Annotated in this window: 16 protein-coding genes and 2 pseudogenes; 11 read left to right on the forward strand and 7 right to left on the reverse strand. The window is 68.6% G+C overall.

The features are described from left to right. Positions 1–2: 2 nt before the first annotated feature. A pseudogene (locus tag ABZT47_RS24745) lies at positions 3–425 on the reverse strand (substrate-binding domain-containing protein); the annotation flags it as partial. 901 nt (positions 426–1,326) lie between these two features. On the opposite strand from ABZT47_RS24745, the gene ABZT47_RS24750 reads away from it, so the two are divergent. Together ABZT47_RS24750 and ABZT47_RS24755 are read left to right on the forward strand one after the other, a co-directional pair. Further along, a complete protein-coding gene (locus tag ABZT47_RS24750) occupies positions 1,327–1,578 on the forward strand; it encodes a hypothetical protein (RefSeq protein WP_354846425.1) in 252 nt (83 codons plus the stop codon). Then, positions 1,575–1,709, forward strand: coding sequence for a hypothetical protein (locus ABZT47_RS24755; RefSeq protein ID WP_354846428.1), 135 nt, complete (start codon positions 1,575–1,577; stop codon positions 1,707–1,709). The genes ABZT47_RS24750 and ABZT47_RS24755 overlap by 4 nt, the downstream gene beginning before the upstream one ends. On the opposite strand, the gene ABZT47_RS24760 is transcribed toward ABZT47_RS24755, so the two are convergent. Continuing rightward, the gene (locus tag ABZT47_RS24760; RefSeq protein WP_354846431.1) at positions 1,706–2,485 is read right to left on the reverse strand and encodes an oxidoreductase; all 780 of its coding nucleotides are present in this window, start codon (positions 2,483–2,485) and stop codon (positions 1,706–1,708) included. The two genes, ABZT47_RS24755 and ABZT47_RS24760, sit on opposite strands and share 4 nt — an antisense overlap. A 78-nt stretch (positions 2,486–2,563) precedes the next feature. On the opposite strand from ABZT47_RS24760, the gene ABZT47_RS24765 reads away from it, so the two are divergent. The 5 genes from ABZT47_RS24765 (at position 2,564) to ABZT47_RS24785 (ending at position 8,288) form a co-directional block, all read left to right on the forward strand. Then, on the forward strand, positions 2,564–3,148 hold the full coding sequence (locus tag ABZT47_RS24765; protein WP_354846434.1) for a TetR/AcrR family transcriptional regulator: 585 nt from the start codon (positions 2,564–2,566) through the stop codon (positions 3,146–3,148). A 286-nt stretch (positions 3,149–3,434) separates the two neighbouring features. Further along, a complete protein-coding gene (locus ABZT47_RS24770) occupies positions 3,435–4,559 on the forward strand; it encodes an FAD-dependent oxidoreductase (RefSeq protein ID WP_354846437.1) in 1,125 nt (374 codons plus the stop codon). 10 nt (positions 4,560–4,569) lie between these two features. Continuing rightward, complete coding sequence (locus ABZT47_RS24775; RefSeq protein WP_354846440.1) at positions 4,570–5,922, forward strand: hypothetical protein; 1,353 nt, start codon at positions 4,570–4,572, stop codon at positions 5,920–5,922. A gap of 35 nt (positions 5,923–5,957) precedes the next feature. Further along, positions 5,958–6,965 (forward strand): LacI family DNA-binding transcriptional regulator, encoded by a 1,008-nt coding sequence (locus ABZT47_RS24780; RefSeq protein WP_354846443.1) that lies wholly within the window; start codon positions 5,958–5,960, stop codon positions 6,963–6,965. Between the two features lie 360 nt (positions 6,966–7,325). Continuing rightward, the gene (locus ABZT47_RS24785) at positions 7,326–8,288 is read left to right on the forward strand and encodes an RIO1 family regulatory kinase/ATPase (RefSeq protein ID WP_354846446.1); all 963 of its coding nucleotides are present in this window, start codon (positions 7,326–7,328) and stop codon (positions 8,286–8,288) included. A 154-nt stretch (positions 8,289–8,442) separates the two neighbouring features. On the opposite strand, the gene ABZT47_RS24790 is transcribed toward ABZT47_RS24785, so the two are convergent. Continuing rightward, positions 8,443–9,360 carry an NADP-dependent oxidoreductase gene (locus ABZT47_RS24790; RefSeq protein WP_354846449.1) on the reverse strand — a complete coding sequence of 306 codons (918 nt, stop codon included), beginning with the start codon at positions 9,358–9,360 and terminating at the stop codon, positions 8,443–8,445. Positions 9,361–9,802: 442 nt separating this feature from the next. Between ABZT47_RS24790 and ABZT47_RS24795 the strand changes: the two genes are divergently transcribed. Further along, complete coding sequence (locus ABZT47_RS24795; RefSeq protein ID WP_354846452.1) at positions 9,803–10,432, forward strand: TetR family transcriptional regulator; 630 nt, start codon at positions 9,803–9,805, stop codon at positions 10,430–10,432. A 387-nt stretch (positions 10,433–10,819) separates the two neighbouring features. On the opposite strand, the gene ABZT47_RS24800 is transcribed toward ABZT47_RS24795, so the two are convergent. The 3 genes from ABZT47_RS24800 to ABZT47_RS24810 all read right to left on the reverse strand — a co-directional run bounded on the left by ABZT47_RS24800 (position 10,820) and on the right by ABZT47_RS24810 (position 13,366). After that, complete coding sequence (locus ABZT47_RS24800; protein WP_354846455.1) at positions 10,820–12,286, reverse strand: HAMP domain-containing sensor histidine kinase; 1,467 nt, start codon at positions 12,284–12,286, stop codon at positions 10,820–10,822. Positions 12,287–12,856: 570 nt separating this feature from the next. After that, complete coding sequence (locus ABZT47_RS24805) at positions 12,857–13,012, reverse strand: hypothetical protein (protein ID WP_354846458.1); 156 nt, start codon at positions 13,010–13,012, stop codon at positions 12,857–12,859. A 219-nt stretch (positions 13,013–13,231) separates the two neighbouring features. Next, complete coding sequence (locus ABZT47_RS24810) at positions 13,232–13,366, reverse strand: hypothetical protein (RefSeq protein WP_354846461.1); 135 nt, start codon at positions 13,364–13,366, stop codon at positions 13,232–13,234. 232 nt (positions 13,367–13,598) lie between these two features. Here ABZT47_RS24810 and ABZT47_RS24815 point away from each other — a divergent pair. The 3 genes and pseudogenes from ABZT47_RS24815 to ABZT47_RS24825 all read left to right on the forward strand — a co-directional run. Then, positions 13,599–14,015: pseudogene (locus tag ABZT47_RS24815) on the forward strand (ATP-grasp domain-containing protein); the annotation flags it as partial. Positions 14,016–14,038: 23 nt separating this feature from the next. Then, entirely contained in the window at positions 14,039–14,191 is a 153-nt protein-coding gene (locus ABZT47_RS24820) for a hypothetical protein (RefSeq protein WP_354846464.1), read from the forward strand. 8 nt (positions 14,192–14,199) lie between these two features. Further along, positions 14,200–14,460: a hypothetical protein gene (locus ABZT47_RS24825; RefSeq protein ID WP_354846467.1), complete on the forward strand. Its 261-nt coding sequence runs from the start codon at positions 14,200–14,202 to the stop codon at positions 14,458–14,460. Between the two features lie 273 nt (positions 14,461–14,733). On the opposite strand, the gene ABZT47_RS24830 is transcribed toward ABZT47_RS24825, so the two are convergent. Beyond that, the coding region (locus ABZT47_RS24830; protein ID WP_354846470.1) for a lectin at positions 14,734–15,249 on the reverse strand (516 nt) is incomplete at its 5' end.

Below are 15,249 nucleotides of genomic sequence, written 5' to 3' on the forward strand. Positions count from 1 at the left end.
GGTCATCGATTCCCTCCTCCCGAAAGGGACTGATCCCAGCGGGTCAGCGGTGTGAATCCGTGCGTTTCCCTGCCCGTCAGGCCGGCGGGGGCGATCACGTCGTTGCAGGCGATCACCGCGGCGACGGAGGCGGCGAGGAGGACATCGGCGACGGCGACGCCACCCGCGAACGTGGGCGACACGGCACCGGCTTCGAAGATCGCCGTGGGTCGTTCGGGGCAGTGCAGCAGGCGGAGCGCGGCCACTCGTCCGTCATGTCTGGTCAGCTCGGCGTGTACGACGAGGTCGGTGCCCACGCGAAGGCCCGCGGCTTCCAGGGCCGAGCGGTAGCCGTCCAGTCTGGCTCGGCAGCACAGAATCCGGTCACGGCCGGCGATCATGGCAATGCGACGGTGTCCCAGTTCGATCAGATGTCGGGTCGCCGATCCGCAGGTGGACTTTTCGTGAGCCAGGCGGTTTCACGATCGCTCTCCCTCCATGTCGACCTTGACGGCGCCGATCAGTACTTCCTTGCTGAACCGGCATCGGACGACCAGATATGTGGACAGGTATATGGAGACGATCGGCGCGTACTGGGCCTCGTGCGCGCCATGGACTCTCCGTTGATGAGGAGCGGTCCGCCCGACCCGTCGAACCGTCTCAGAACGGAAACTTTCCGGCTGATCGGCTAGAAACATAACCTAGAGATGAGGCACGTCTCGGTCCACCCGCCCTCGGCACCGTCACCCCACGCGGGCGGCCTCGCCCTCTCACCGACTGGTCCGCTGCCCCTATGACCATCGCCTTTGTCATCGACGCCGACCTGAAACGCCCGTAAGCAGAGAAACTTGCCAGGCAGACCCTCTGAATCTTTCAGCGCGGATTCGGCGTACGGCGACGGCCACGCGTCCCAGCACATCCCAGGCGGCTCCGGCCGCTGATGGATCCTTGATGAGGAGGTGCACATGCCGTCGCGGGCGGACGGGTTTTCTTGCGCCGTGAACGGACCTCCGCGCGGTCCGGCCCGGGCGGAGTAAGTGATGAAGGGGGCCAGGCTCTTGGGCAGCGGGGACGATCCGCGATGAGGGCTCCTTCTTCGTCGCCACGTACCCGCCCCTGGACGAGACCGCCTACCGGGGCAGCAGCCTCTCCGTCACCGGAGATGCTCAGGGCCGCTTCAGCATCGGACATCGTCCACGGGGCAAGGGGCCAACTACCAGGTGCTGTACACCAACCCGTGCCAGGCCGGGAACAACTGGCAGACCTGGGAGATCAAGGGGAACTACGGCCCGCGCCCCGGCCGCAGGGCCGGCCACCCCGAACTACAACGTCGTCCAGATCCGCAACATGCAGACCAAGCTCTGCATCGAACTGTTCAAGGGGGCGTGGGACACCTTGCGGATGCGCGACTGCGTCGGCGATCCGCTCTTCAACGACGCTCAGGGGCTCGACGCCCGCGGCCCGAACTACAACAACGTCCAGTTCATGAACCCGTCCGACGGCCCGCTCTGCATCGACGCCGGCTCCAACGGTACGGCGTACGCGCTGAAATGCAACTACGGCACTTACCAGACCTGGCGTCTGACCATGCGCCAGTGACCGCCTGGGGTCCGGCGCCTCCGGTGCCGGACCCCACCATCCCGAGGGGGGAGTTGGTGGCGCTCACCAAGGTCGAGCTGTTCGAGCAGATCGGCCGAGACTCGTGGCGTGAAGGTCCAGGCAAGAGCTAGATGACGGGGAGTTCACCGCCGTCGACTGTCAGGCTTACCCCGGTGACCCACTGAGCCCGGTCCGATGCGAGGTAGGCGACGGCCTCGGCGATGTCGCGCGGGTCTCCGGGACGACCCAGAGGGATGCCCGCTGTGGTGGCGGCGAGCGGGACGTCCATCGCGTCGGCGAACTTCTGGCGGATCGCGTCGGCACCCGGGGTGAGCACGTTGCCGGGGATGATCGTGGTGACGCGGATTCCGGCAGGCGCGAGCTCGGAAGCGAGCGCTTTGCCGTAGGTGTTGAGGGCGGCCTTGGCGGCAGCGTAGTGAGCCAATGGCGGCGCCGGCGTGAGGGCCGCTCCCGATGAGATGTTGACGATCACGCTGCCCGGCCCGGCCTCGCGCAGCGCCGGCAGCAGCGCGTTGTTGACCCTCACGGCGGACAGGTAGTTGAGGTCGAGTGCGTCGGTCCATTCGTCATCGGGGATGGATGAGATGCCCCCGATGTGGGCGCGTGCCGCCGCCGCGTTGTTGACCACGATGTCGACGCCGCCGAGTTCGTCGAGCGCCGCCGCAGTGAATGCCTGCACGCCTGCGAGAGTGCCGATGTCGCCCTGGATGAAGGTGGCGGCCTTCGGCGTCTCGTCGGAGGCGTTACGCGCCGTGGTGACGACGGTCGCGCCGCCGTCGAGCAGCCGCTGCACGATGGCCGCGCCGATCCCGCGAGTGCCTCCCGTGACGATCGCGCGCTTTCCTGCGAACTCAGTGGTGTCGGGTGAAGTGCTAGTTCTGAACATACGGTCCACAATAATGGGTTCTGGACCGATCGTCCAGAAGTTCTGGACCGGTAGTTCAGAACGACGTACCATGGAGGCATGGGGCGACCACGGAAATTCAGCGAGCAAGACGTCCTGGCCGCTGCGCGCCGGCAGTTCAACGAAACCGGCTACCACGGCACCTCGGTCGACGATCTCTCCCGCGCGACAGGGCTCAGCAAGGGAAGCCTCTACGGCGCGTTCGGCGACAAGGAGGCCCTGTTCCAGCGGATCTTCGAGGAGTACTGCGCGAACTCCGACGAGGACGCCGCCGCCCTGCTCGAAGGCCCGGAGGACCAGGCCCTCGACCGTCTCCGCAAATGGCTCACGGCGCCGGACGACCACACTGGTAGGCCTGGCTGTCTGCTGGCCAAGGCCACGGCCGAACTGGCGTCGGAGAACGACGCCATCGCGACCAGGTCACTCGCGGCGTACGAAATGCTGCTCGACAGCTGCCGCCGGCTTGTCCAGCAGGCGCAGCGCGCCGGGCATGTGGATCCGGCCGCCGACGCAGAGGTGCTCGGCGGACTGATCCTCACCACGCATCGCGGGCTCGAAGCACTCGCCAAGGCAGGGATCGACGCGAAGACCAGGAACCGAATCGCCGGCGCCGCGATCGACAGCATCGCACTGCCGGTTTCTTGACCAGCTGGATGTCGTAGGGAGTCTCGCAGGTGGTGCTGGAGTGAGTGGCGGACCGGCGCCGTCATGTCTTCGAAGGCCGTGCGGGGCGGATTCGATTGACACGCGGAACGGCGTATGCCTATTTTGTAACTAGTTACTGTAACTAGTTACTTCGGGAGGGCGTAAGCCGTCGAGCCGAGGTCATCAGTTCCTTTTCATCCGCCCCGGCTCAGACGATGAGCGCCGAGACCGGCGACATCCGAAAGGACCCAGCAAGCCCCACGAGAGACGAGGGAGACCGATCAGCATGGTCGAGCATGTGGTCGTCATCGGTGCCGGCGTCTACGGTGCGGCGGTGACCGCCGCGCTGACGCGGCGGGGCGCTCGTGTCACGGTCGTTGACGCCGGTGCACCGGCGGCCGGCAGTTCTGGTGCGACGTTCTCGTGGATCAACTCCTGCGGCAAGCAGCCGCGGTCGTACCACGATCTCAGCGTCGCGAGTATGGCGGCCCATCGCAAGCTGGCCACCGACGTGCCCCATGGCGACTGGTACCACGAGGGCGGCAACCTCGAATGGGCCGCCGACGACGCCGGCCGCGAGGAACTGCGCAAGAAGGTCGCGGGCGTCCTCGACTACGGTTACGAGGCACGGTGGCTCAGCCGAGCGGAGGCGCTGGGCCTGGAACCGGACATGGACCCCGCCGAGTTGCCGGCAGGCGAGATCGCCTACTTCCCCCGCGAAGGCTGGATCGAGCCGGTGCGCCTGATCGCCCACCTGCTGTCGAGCGCGGTGGTCGGCGGTTCCGAACTGGTGGCGAACGACGCCGTCAACGGACTGGAGGTGACCGCGGGCACGGTGCGCGCCGTACGGCTCGCCTCCGGTCGGCGGCTCCTCGCGGATGCGGTCGTGAACTGTGCGGGACCCCAGGCCGCCGGGGTCGCCGCGCTGGCCGGACTGGTTCTGCCCATGCGCAACACCCGCGGTGTGCTCGTCTCCTCCTCACCGGTCGCGGTATCGGTCTCGCGCGTCATCCATGCCCCGCACGTCCACCTACGCCCGGATGGCGGCGGGCGGCTGCTGCTGCACACCCATGAGATCGACGGCACGGCGCACGTGTCCGGCACCGGGGAGATCAGCGTCGACCCGTCGGCCGTCGACAAGGTGGTCGAGGCCGGTCGTGCGCTGTACCCGGGACTGCGAGCCTCGACCGTGGAGGCCGTCCGGGTCGGTCAACGCCCCATCCCCGGCGACGGCCTGCCGGTACTCGGCCGGGTCGTCGCGCTGCCCAACTTCCACTTCGCGGTCTCGCACAGCGGCGCGACGCTCAGCGTGCACGCCGGCGACCTGGTCGCCGGCGAGGTGCTCGGTGAGGACCACGACGACGCGCTGGCCGCGTTCCGGTTCGAGCGGCCGGCACTGGCGGCCCGGTAACGGAGTGATCATGCGCACGATCGTCCTGCATGGCTGCGACCTGGTCGACGGCACTGGCACGGATCCACGGCACGGGGTCGACATCGTCGTCGCGGGGGGCACCGTCCGCGAGATCGTTCCCGCGCGACCGGCTGACGCCTACGGCACGGTGGACGAGATCGTTGACGCGGCCGGAATGCTGATGATCCCCGGACTGATCAACAACCACACACATGGCACCGCGTACGGACCGCTGTTTCCCAGCGGACATGTGGGCCTGCCGCACGAGCAGGTCCTCGCCAACCTTGACCGGCACCTGCTGGAGGGGACGACCACGGTGCTCTGCGTGGACGGGTTCGTCACCGCCGAAGCGCTCGCGTGCACCGGTGAAGCGCACCCGATCAACGTCAAACTCGCCTCGTGCAACACCCCGGCGTGCCTGGCGGCGGCGACCATCGCCGACGGCGGCGGCCTCACCGAGGCGAACCGCATGTTCACCGCGCGGCACGCGGTACGCGCCGGCGCGGTCGCGCTCGGCGAGATCGGGGCGGGACACACTCTCGGTGGGGGCGGGGCGAGTTACATGTACATCCCGGCCGAGGTCGAAAGACGTACCGGCGTGAAGATCACACCCCGGCAGGCGGACGGGCTGAAGACCGCGGTGCTGGGCCGGCACATCTCGAAGAAGGCGTTCGATCGGGACCGTGTCGAGGAGGCCCTGGCGAGCGCGGGCCTGACTGGCACGCTCTCGGTCGAGGACACCTGTGAGATCGTCTCTGGCATCGTGCTGCCAGCCTTCGACATCGCCTTGAACGGGCTCGCCGAGGCGGCCGGGCAAGCTCGCGAGGCGGGCGTCCCGGTGCTGGTGCACAACGCGGCGGCATCGATGACCCAGGTCGCCTCCATCGCGGAGACGGACGTGACGCTGATCGCCGGGCACTCCAACCACTCGAGCTTCGAGCTCCGCGAGGCGGTCGAGCACGCCGGACGGCTCAAGGAGATGGGTGCGATCGTGGATGTCTCCACCCTGGACACCTTCGGGGCACAGCGGCTCACAACGGGGCCGGAATTGCTTTATGCGATGTTTTCCGCGGGGGTGGTCGACACGATCTCGACCGACTACGCGGGCGGCCACCACGACCCGATCCTGCTGGCGATCGACCGATCCATCAAGGCGGGCGTGGTGAGTCTGCCGGCGGCGGTCCGGATGGCGACCGCCAACGTCGCGGACGCCATCCCCGGCGTGGCGCCGCGGCGTGGCCGTGTCCTGCCGGGAACGATCGCCGACCTCGTGCTCACGGACCCTGCGGAGCTCCACCACGTGGGGATCGTCATGGTCGGTGGCGAGATCGTCGCGAGAGCCGGTCGGCGCGTCGCCGCCTGACCGGCGCCGGAACTGCTGGGGGGACCGGGAGAATCATGGTGAAACGAGCGACCATCGGCGACGTCGCCGCGGACGCCGGCGTGTCCACGGCCACGGTCTCCCGCGTCCTCAACGGCGGCGCCGTCACCGAGGCGACCGCCACCCGGGTGTGGGAAGCGGTCGCTCGTCTCGAGTACACCCCCAACGCGCTCACCAGGGGCGTCTTCGCCGGACGCTCCAGCACGATCGGAGTCGTCATCCGCGACCTGAGCAGCCCGTTCTACCTGGACCTGATCCGCGGCATCGACGAGGTGGCGGCCGCGAACGACAGCCTCGTCATGCTCGCCAACACGTTCCGTCGCGTCGACCGCGAGGTCGCCCAGGTGCGGACCATGGACGAACAGAGGGTGCGTGGCCTGATCGTGACGACCGGCGAAGCGACCGATGGCCGGACACGCCGGATGGCCGAGAACGGCACCCCCTGCGTGATCATCGCGCGCTCCGTGCTGGACGCGCCGCCCGGCATGCACTCGATCAGCTTGGACAACGTCGAGGCCGGGCGGCTGATGGCCGTCCATCTGGCCGGGTGCGGGCGGTCGTCCATAGGCGTCGTGTCCTCGGGACGCCGCACGTCTCAGATCGAGCGCACGGCGGGGCTGAGGCGGGCCCTCGCGGACCTGGGGCTGTCCTTGCCCGAGGACGCGGTGATGGTCGCGGAAACCGAAGACGAGGTGAGCGGTGCCGTCGACACGCTGCTCACCCGTGGCCGTGATCGCGGCGAGCCATTGGACGCGATCGTCTGCACCACCGGCCGGCTCACCGTCGCGGTCCACACGGCCCTCACCGCTCGCGGCATCGCCATCCCCGGCGACATCGCGTTCGTGACGATGGACGATTTTCCGTGGGCCACCGCGCTCGGGATCACCGTGATCGCCCAGCCTTCCTACCAGATGGGCCTGAAGGCGGGCGAACTCGTCGTCGACCGCCCCAGCGGGCCGCTCGAGTTGGTCTTCGCGCCTACGTTGGTCGCCCGCACCTCGTGCGGCGAGCGCCAGAAGGCCTGATCCCGTACCCGGCAGCTCGGCGCTCCCGCCGACCCTGACTCAAGCGCGGGACGCTGCTCCGTCACTGTTTCCGCGACGGCAAAAGGCACGATGCGCGGTCAGCCGGATGATTCACGGCATCGGCCAAGGCTGCGAGGTGCAGTGTCAGAAATCTGCGTATTTGTCCCGGTAGATACAAGTGAAGCCTGCATGCCGGTCCATGAAGCCGGTGCGGGAGCTTCGGGTGCCCGACCGCGCGGTCCCGCCTCCGGTAAATGCGTTGCGGAGGCCGGAACGGGCGGGCATGCTGGGTTGATCGAGCGGCGGCGAACGCTGCCTGGACTAAGGAGGGCTGACGGATGGCCATCACTGTGCTGCGGCATGTCCGCATCAGTCCGACCTCTTTGTTCAGGAGCACACCCGTTGTCTTCCGAGTACGAACTCTCTGATTCCTCTTCCGACCTCCACTCCCGCCGGGCTGATCTCACCGGTGAGGAGTCTCGATCAGATCCGGCCGGCGCCTTCGTCTTGGAGTTTCATCCGGTCGACGAAGAGCTGGGCCGGGATCAGCGATGGTCCACCTGGCTGGAGGTCGAGCGCGGGTCTCGCGGCCCAGAACCACGCCCCTCGTGGGTTGTGACGGAACAGGCTGCGATCGACACCGAGCTCGGCGTCCTCAAAACCGGCAAGGAAGCCGACGTCTTCCTGCTCGAACGGGCCGTCGAAGCCATCGGCGACAACCCGGCGAAGTCCTCGCTGCTGGCCGCGAAACGGTATCGCACCGAGGAACACCGGTCCTTCCACCGCAGTACGTCGTACGTCGAAGGCCGTCGTACCCGCAACAGCCGCGACAGCCGGGCGATGGCGAAGAAGACCTCGCACGGTCGTGGCGTCGCGGCCGGTCAGTGGGCGTACGCCGAATGGGACGCCCTCAATCGGCTGTGGAAGGCAGGCGTTCCGGTGCCGTATCCGGTGCAGGTGGACGGCACCGAGCTGCTGATGGAGTTCATCGACGACGGCGAGGGCGGTGCCGCGCCCCGGCTCGCCCAGGTCCGGCCGTCGAAGGAGCTGCTCGGCGTGTACTTCGAGCAGCTCCGCAACGGCATGCGTGAACTGGCCCGCGCGGGGCTCGCGCACGGCGACCTGTCGCCGTACAACGTCCTCGCGCAGGCCGAGCGGGTCGTGATGATCGATCTGCCCCAGGTCGTCGACATCGTGGGCAACCCGAAGGGCATGGACTTCCTGATGCGCGACTGTCACAACATGGCCACGTGGTTCACCAACCGCGGGCTCGAGATCGACGAACAGGAACTGTTCACCGACCTGCTCACCATGGTGTTCTGATCGCCTCCTGCAGAACGCGGTCGAAGCAGACCGCCCAGGACCCGGCCCCTCAGCAGCACAGAGCGCGGAATGTGCCAGGACCGCTCCACCGGTTGGACGGGGGACGCCGAGCTCGCCGTGCCGATCTGCCGTCGGCGATCGCGTCGCCGGGTCCTTATGGGCGAACGCGGATGATCGGCTTCCCTTCGGCCCGCTCGGTCGGGTTGAGGGCGGCGACGGCGTCGTCGAGGGTCGCGATGTCGCCGATGTTCGCCCGCAGTCGTCCGTCCCGCACGCGCCGGGCGATCTCGCCCAGCTGAGCGCGGTCGGACACGACGACGAAGTCGATCGCCAGGCCGTCGGCGGGCCGCGCCTCCGGCGGCCCGGTGACGGTCACCAGCGTTCCTCCGGGGCGAAGCAGGCCTGCGGACCGCGTCCCGATGTCGCCGCCGATGACGTCGAACACCAGGTCGACTCCGCCGGCATCTTCCAGGGTGTCGTTCTCGAGGTCGAGGAACTCCTGCGCGCCGAAGTCGAGCGCCGTCTGCCGGCCGGCGGCGCGTCCGGTGCCGATGACGTAGGCGCCGGCCTCGCGTGCGAGCTGCGTCGCCATCGAACCGACCGCGCCGGCCGCACCGTGCACGAGGACGCTCTGCCCCGCCTGGAGGCGGCCGTGCTCGAACAGCCCCTGCCACGCGGTCAGACCCGGCATCACGACGCTCGCGCCCACCGTGAAGTCGATGTCGCCCGGGAGTGGGGCGAGGTTACGCGCCTCGACGGCCGCGTACTCCGCCAGGGTGCCGTCGCGGTACCAGTCCGTGAGGCCGAACACCCGCCGGCCCACCGACAGCCCCGTCGTCCCATAACCGAGAGCGCTGACCACTCCGGCCACCTCGTGGCCCGGGATCGACGGCGTCCGGTCACGGCCGAGGCGGTCGGCCCAGGTCGAGGGCCACTCCAACTCGGTCCAGGTGAACCCCGACGCATGAACCTCGACCAGCACGTCGTTGATCCCCGCCTCGGGCCTGGGTCGCTTCGCCAGCGTCATCCCGGCGGTTCCCGCGGCCTGGTCCGTCACCACGATCGCCTTCACCCGACACCTCCCTGTATGCGGTCCCGGCCGCCACGCCATGGACATTTTATGGACTATATCGTCCATCATGGTATCAGCGTAGATGCACCCGGCCGGACGAGGGCGTACCGCCACGACCGTCTGATGTGCTGCTTCACCTCATCACCGATGGCTACGGAGACCCGCAGCTCGATGTCACGCGAGGAAGCGTGGACGTTATGGTCCAGGGTCGTACTGGTGGAGGCATGGGTGGCGGCGGGACGCGTCCGTGCGGCTCGGCCCGCGTCGCGCAACGCCCGCCGGCCATGATCGAAGGCATCTGGCACCCCTGGACCACCGGCCTGACCGGCGGTCGACCACTGACGCCAACATCGCGGAATCGACCGCCTAGAGGAGAACCGTGGTCGAGCGGGACCATGTGGTCCATAGGGCGGCTGCGATCAGACGGGGTAGCCTGAGGACTGTGAGCAGGCCGGAGAACGCACAGCCGGGGCAGAGGATGACGCCACGTGGGACCGCCACCCGTGCGCGCATCGTGGCGGCCGCTGTCGAGCTGATGTACGTGAAGGGAGTGAACGCGACCACGCTGGACGACGTCCGGGCCGCGAGCAATACCAGCAAATCTCAGCTTTACAACCACTTCCCGGACAAGGAGGAACTGGTCCGCGCCGTCGTCGCGGCGCGCGCCGCGCAGGTCCTCGAGCGTGAACGCGGCAACCTTCAGCGCTTAAAGTCGTTCCGCGGCCTGGTCCGCTGGCGCGACGCGCTGGTGCAGCAGAACTCGTTGCGGAAGGGCGCCTACGGCTGTGCGCTCGGCTCGCTGGCCAGCGAGCTCGCCGACCAGGACGACCAGGCCCGCGCCACACTCGCCGAGTCGTTCGTGGAATGGGAAGGGTTGCTCGCCGCCGGCCTGGGGCGGATGCGGGACAGCGGGGTGCTCAAGCCGGACGCCGACCCGGAGAAGCTTGCCACGGGTCTGATGGCGGCCTTGCAAGGCGGGTACCTGCTCGCGGAGACCGCTCATGACATCAAGCCCATGGAGGTCGCCCTCGATATGGCGCTCGACCACGTGAAGTCGTTCCTCACGGCGTGACGGCCGTTTGCGCGGACGTAGCCGAGGGCTGTGTCCAGGGCCACCTCCAACCGCCGCACGTCGCGGGTGGTGCGGGCGAGAAGCGGACCACCCTGTAGCGGGGCCGTCAGGCTGGTCGCGAGCCTCTCAGGATCGGCATCCGCCGCAGCTCGCTGCTTTCCCGAATCCGGGTGATTCCGCCTGCCGGGAGCGACTCGAATGCCGCGATGCCCGCGCGAACCGCCGACCGTCCGGCTTCATCGCCGTCGGCGAGCAGTTGGACCAGGTCGTCCAGCGGCCGGATTCCGTCGTCGCGCCTCTACTCCAGGCGGACCACCTCGTCCCGCCGTTTGGACGAGGTCTCGTGCCGAGTGCAGGTTGTTCGGCAATGGGTTCCAGCGCAGGTTGTCATGATGCGACTCCCACCGGCTCGGGGCCGAAGCCCGACTCGGGCCGTCCGGCCGATCGGCCCATCGGTGAACGCGGCTCTTGATGCGCGTCAGGCGCCTGCCCCTGATGTGCCGTGGAAGGACCTCCGCTGATGAGCGGCAGCCACAGCACGAACCTGGCCCCACGTGGCGAGTCCTCGACTGTGAGCGTGCCGCGGTGGGTGTGAGCGATGTCGCGCGAGATGGCCAGGCCGAGCCCGCTCCCGCCCGGGTCGCGGCGGCGGCCGTCGTCGAGGCGGACGAATCGGTCGAAGACGCGTTCACGGTGGGCCGGCGGGATGCCGGGCCCGTCGTCGGCCACCGTGACCGCGACCCCGTCGTCGGTCGGCTCGACGGTGACCTCCACGGCTGACTCGGCGTGCCGCAGAGCGTTGGCCAGGAGGTTTTCCAGTACGCGGATCAGCTGCAGGCGCGAGCCGCGGATCTCCAGCCCGGCGGGCGCGTTGACGTTGATCGGCACGGACGAGGACCGCGCGCTGACCTCGGCGGCGACGAGCCGGCCGAGATCGATCTTCGCCGGCGGCAGCGGATCGGCGGCCCGGAGACGGGCGAGCAGCAGCAGGTCGTTGACGATCGCCTCCAGTCGGCCGGCGGTGGTCAACGCGCTCCGGAGTGCGTCCTTGGTGTCGACGTCGTCCGGGTAGAGCAACGCCTCCTCCAACTGCGTGCGCAGCCCGGCGATGGGGCTGCGCAGCTCGTGGCTGGTCGTGGAGGCGAACCGGCGTATGCGTTCCACTGCGCCCTCAAGCTGACCGAGGGTCTGATTGGCGGTGGTGGCGAGCCGGCTGATCTCGTCGTCGCCCCCCGGTTCCGGGACGCGCAGGCTGAGGTCGCTCACCGTGATCTGCGAGATTCGGGCCCTGATCGCCTCGACGGGACGCAGCGAGCGCCCCACCAGCACCCATGCGGTCCAGGCCACGATCCCGGTGACCAGGACGACCCCCGCCGCGATGGCGTACTCGAGCTCATGGGTGGCCAGCAGGTCCGGCTCCGGAACGCCTGCGTAGACGACGCCCGCGTCCGGTGCCGGAGTCAGGCGGATGGCCTGCATCAGGATGCACCGGCCGTCCGCCGGGCACTCGCGGTGCGGCTGGAAGCGGGCGTTGGGCGGGGGCCGGAGCTTGCTCAGCGGTACGGTCGCGGAGGCCTCCCGGCTGGAGTTCACGACCCGGTGATGGATGTCCACGACCTGGATGAGGTCGATGGGCGGGTGGGCGGGTATTGGTTGCGGCACCGTGCCGCCGCGAGCGATCGGGCTCCACAGGCTCGCCACCCGCTCGGCCTGGCTGAAGGTCTCGTACCGGATGTGGGAGTGGATCGCCAGGTTCAGCGTCGCGCCGAGTGCCACCAGGATGCCGGCCGCGAACAGCGCCGCGATGAGGGTGCACCGAGCCCGGACGGAGCGCGGGCGTCGAAGGAGCGGCATATCACCTCCAAGCGTCAGAGCCGTTGAGCCGATGCACGACCGGCGCCCTGCGACGCAGGTCGACTATGGTATTTGGACTATATAGTCCGTTATCATGGTACAGGGCGCCCCTGAATGGTGCGCTCGGTCACGTGACGGTACTGCCCTGCGCGTCTGGCGGCTTCAGGTCGGCCGGCGGCCCGGGCGTCCCGGCGGGGGAGCTTCCAGCCGGAGCGGACGACGTGGCAGGTGTAGCCGTGGGGTTAGCGCTCCAGGTAGTCCTGGTGCTCCGGCTCGGCCTCCCGGAACGGCCCGGTGGCGCTCGCCTCGGTGGCGACCTCGCCGGGTGCCGCGCGTCACGACGTTTGGACGATCTAGTCCAGTCAACAGCAGAAGGCGGGACTCTAATCGGGGACGCAAAGGTCTGTCGATCTGGAAGTAGTCCCAGATCGACAGGCCTTTCTCACTGATCGGTACCGTGACGCCGCTGACGTCATGGCTGCCGGCCCGACGCGCTCGCTTCTGATGGGAACACATCGCGGCCGGCCTGAGGCGATCGCACGACCGTACGGTTCCCCGCGCCGCGGCGGGTCAGGAGAGGGTCACTCGGTGATCGCGCATCCAGGCGTCGAGTTCGACGAGTTGGACGAGGAGTTGCGCGGCGCTGGCGCCGCCGGGGAGTTGTGCGTTCAGTTGGCCGGTGTCGATCTGGCGCAGGAGGTCGTTGAGGCGGGGGGTGTCGAACATTCCGTGCAGGGGGAGTCGCCGGCGTTCGTTATGCGCATCACCTCGTGTACCAGGGCTTTCTCGTGGGACGGGTTCTGGAGGGGGTAGGCGCTCTTCTGGCGGTTCAGTGTGCTGGGGGGCGCGCACGATGTCCGCCCGCTCCGTCAGGTCGCGTTCGACGTCGATCCATCCGATGAGACCGCCGCTCATCTGGTCAGCTCCCCTGTTGGTCGTTGGTGGTCAAGGCTTCATGAGCACCCGGCGTAGGCGGGTCAGTGCCTCGCGGGTGCGGTCCTGCGGGTGGACGAGCGCGATGCGCAGGTGGCCCGCGCCGGGGTTGAAGCCATCGGGTCCTTCGCCTGCGTAACCGGTCACGCCGAAGGCCGTCCTGAGGACATCCCCGGGCTCGAGGACCTGTGGCGCGCGGTGTCGCCGGACACCGCGTTCGCCGCGATGGGGACGGGCACGTACCGGAAGATGACCGGGCCGGTCACCCCGTACATCGTGGACTGTGTGGCCAAGGTGCTGAGCGAGCACGGCGTCCGCGCGCCCGAGGTGGACCGGCTCGTGCTCGCGACCTCCGACGGCCAAGTTCGGCTACCCCGTCGTCATCAAGCCGAGAGGCGGCGTCGCGAGCCAGGCCGTCGCGCTCATCCACGACGCAGGGGAGCTGGCCGGCCACTTCCCCTCCGCGCACCGCCTCCCGGCCGCCGACCTGCGATCCCCGGACCGCTCCGTCCTGATCGAGGAGTACCTCACCGGCCAGGAGATCGCCGTCGACTCGGTCGTGAGGAACGGCCGGGTCATGCCTATCCTCGTCTCGCACAAGGAGATGGGCTACGCGCCGTACTTCGAGGAGACCGGCCACTGGACACACGCCGCCGACCCGTTGCTGGCCGACCCCGCGATCACCACGTTCCTCACCCAGGTCCACACCGCCATCGGCTACTCGACCGGCGCCACGCACACCGAACTCAAGCTCACCGACAAGGGCCCGGAACTCATCGAGATCAACGGCCGGCTGGGCGGCGACCTCATCTCCTACCTGTGCGGCAACGCCTCCGGCACAAGGATCTGCTGGGGGACCGACGCTACCTGCTGTTCCTCGCCGGCATGTTCATCACGGCCGTCGCCGAGGCCCAGTACCACTCGACGCTACCGCTCGAAGTGCAACAACGCGGCTATCCGACCGCTCTCTAGGCGCACTGGTGGCGATCAACGGCGCGCTGGTCATCCTCGTGGAACTGCCCCTGACCCCCTTCATCCAGCGCTTCCCCATGCGAACCACCGTCGCCACCGGCTGCCTCCTCCTGGGCGTGGGCCTGAGCCTGTTCGGCCTCCCCTTCGGCCCATGGATCTTCATCCTCGGAGCCGTCGTCTGGACCCTTGGAGAGATCATCAGCGCTCCCAGCATCGGCGCCTACCCGGCCCTGGCCGCTGCGACCCCATCCTCCGCAGCCGCTACATAGGCGCACTCTCCACCTGCCAAGCAGCGGGCTGGGCCCTCGGCCCGACCATCGGCACGGCCCTGTTCGAGTACGTGGGCGGCGCCGTCTGGGTGATGTGCGCGGCCCTCGGCGTCCTCGCCTACCTCGGCGTGCGCGCGGGCGTCCGCGAACCCGTCCTGCCTTAGCGTCCAGTGCGGTGTCCACAGAGATGTACACCATCCGCGGGGGCGGCCATGGCATCGGCCCGCCTCGCCGGGCGCCGGTGGCGCCGGGCAAGGCGGGCCGCGAGGTGGATCAGGTGCGGGTCCAGCGCTGGTTGGAGCCGCCGTTGCAGGACCAGATGACGAGTTTGGTGCCGTTGGCGGTGCCGTTGTTATACACGTCGAGGCACTTGTTCGCGCCGACGGCGGTGATGGTGCCGTCGGAGTTGAAGCGCCACTTCTGGTTGTTCTGCCCGTTGCAGTCCCAGATGATCACGTTGGCGCCGTCGGCGGTGCCGCCGCCGTTCACGTCGAGGCACTTGCTTCCGTACACCCGCAACTCACTGGAACTGGTAGAGGACCACTGCTGGTTGGTCTGACCGTTGCAGTCCCAGATCTGTGCCTGCGAGCCATTGGCCTGCGAGGCGCCGGCCACGTCGACACACCGGCCCGACTGCGCGCTCTTGATCGCGCCGCCACCCGAAGGCGGGGGAGTGGAGGTGCCGCCATTGAGCGCGTCGAGGACGGAGGTGTAGGCCTGCTTTTTGTTGAAGTTGCCGTCGAAGAGCAGGGGGGTGTCGCCGGAGCGCCAGGAGTATTTGTCGGTGAT

The sequence above is a fragment of the Sphaerisporangium sp. NPDC005289 genome, from assembly GCF_040607455.1.
GTDB classification, from domain to species: domain Bacteria; phylum Actinomycetota; class Actinomycetes; order Streptosporangiales; family Streptosporangiaceae; genus Sphaerisporangium; species Sphaerisporangium rhizosphaerae.

Coding starts and splice junctions, on each gene's coding strand:
- ABZT47_RS24785 (WP_354846446.1), top strand. CDS start 7,326: ATGTCCGCATCAGTCCGACCTCTTTGTTCAGGAGCACACCCGTTGTCT.
- ABZT47_RS24805 (WP_354846458.1), bottom strand. CDS start 13,012: ATGTTCGACACCCCCCGCCTCAACGACCTCCTGCGCCAGATCGACACC.
- ABZT47_RS24775 (WP_354846440.1), top strand. CDS start 4,570: ATGCGCACGATCGTCCTGCATGGCTGCGACCTGGTCGACGGCACTGGC.
- ABZT47_RS24750 (WP_354846425.1), top strand. CDS start 1,327: ATGCAGACCAAGCTCTGCATCGAACTGTTCAAGGGGGCGTGGGACACC.
- ABZT47_RS24770 (WP_354846437.1), top strand. CDS start 3,435: ATGGTCGAGCATGTGGTCGTCATCGGTGCCGGCGTCTACGGTGCGGCG.
- ABZT47_RS24765 (WP_354846434.1), top strand. CDS start 2,564: ATGGGGCGACCACGGAAATTCAGCGAGCAAGACGTCCTGGCCGCTGCG.
- ABZT47_RS24760 (WP_354846431.1), bottom strand. CDS start 2,485: ATGTTCAGAACTAGCACTTCACCCGACACCACTGAGTTCGCAGGAAAG.
- ABZT47_RS24780 (WP_354846443.1), top strand. CDS start 5,958: ATGGTGAAACGAGCGACCATCGGCGACGTCGCCGCGGACGCCGGCGTG.
- ABZT47_RS24800 (WP_354846455.1), bottom strand. CDS start 12,286: ATGCCGCTCCTTCGACGCCCGCGCTCCGTCCGGGCTCGGTGCACCCTC.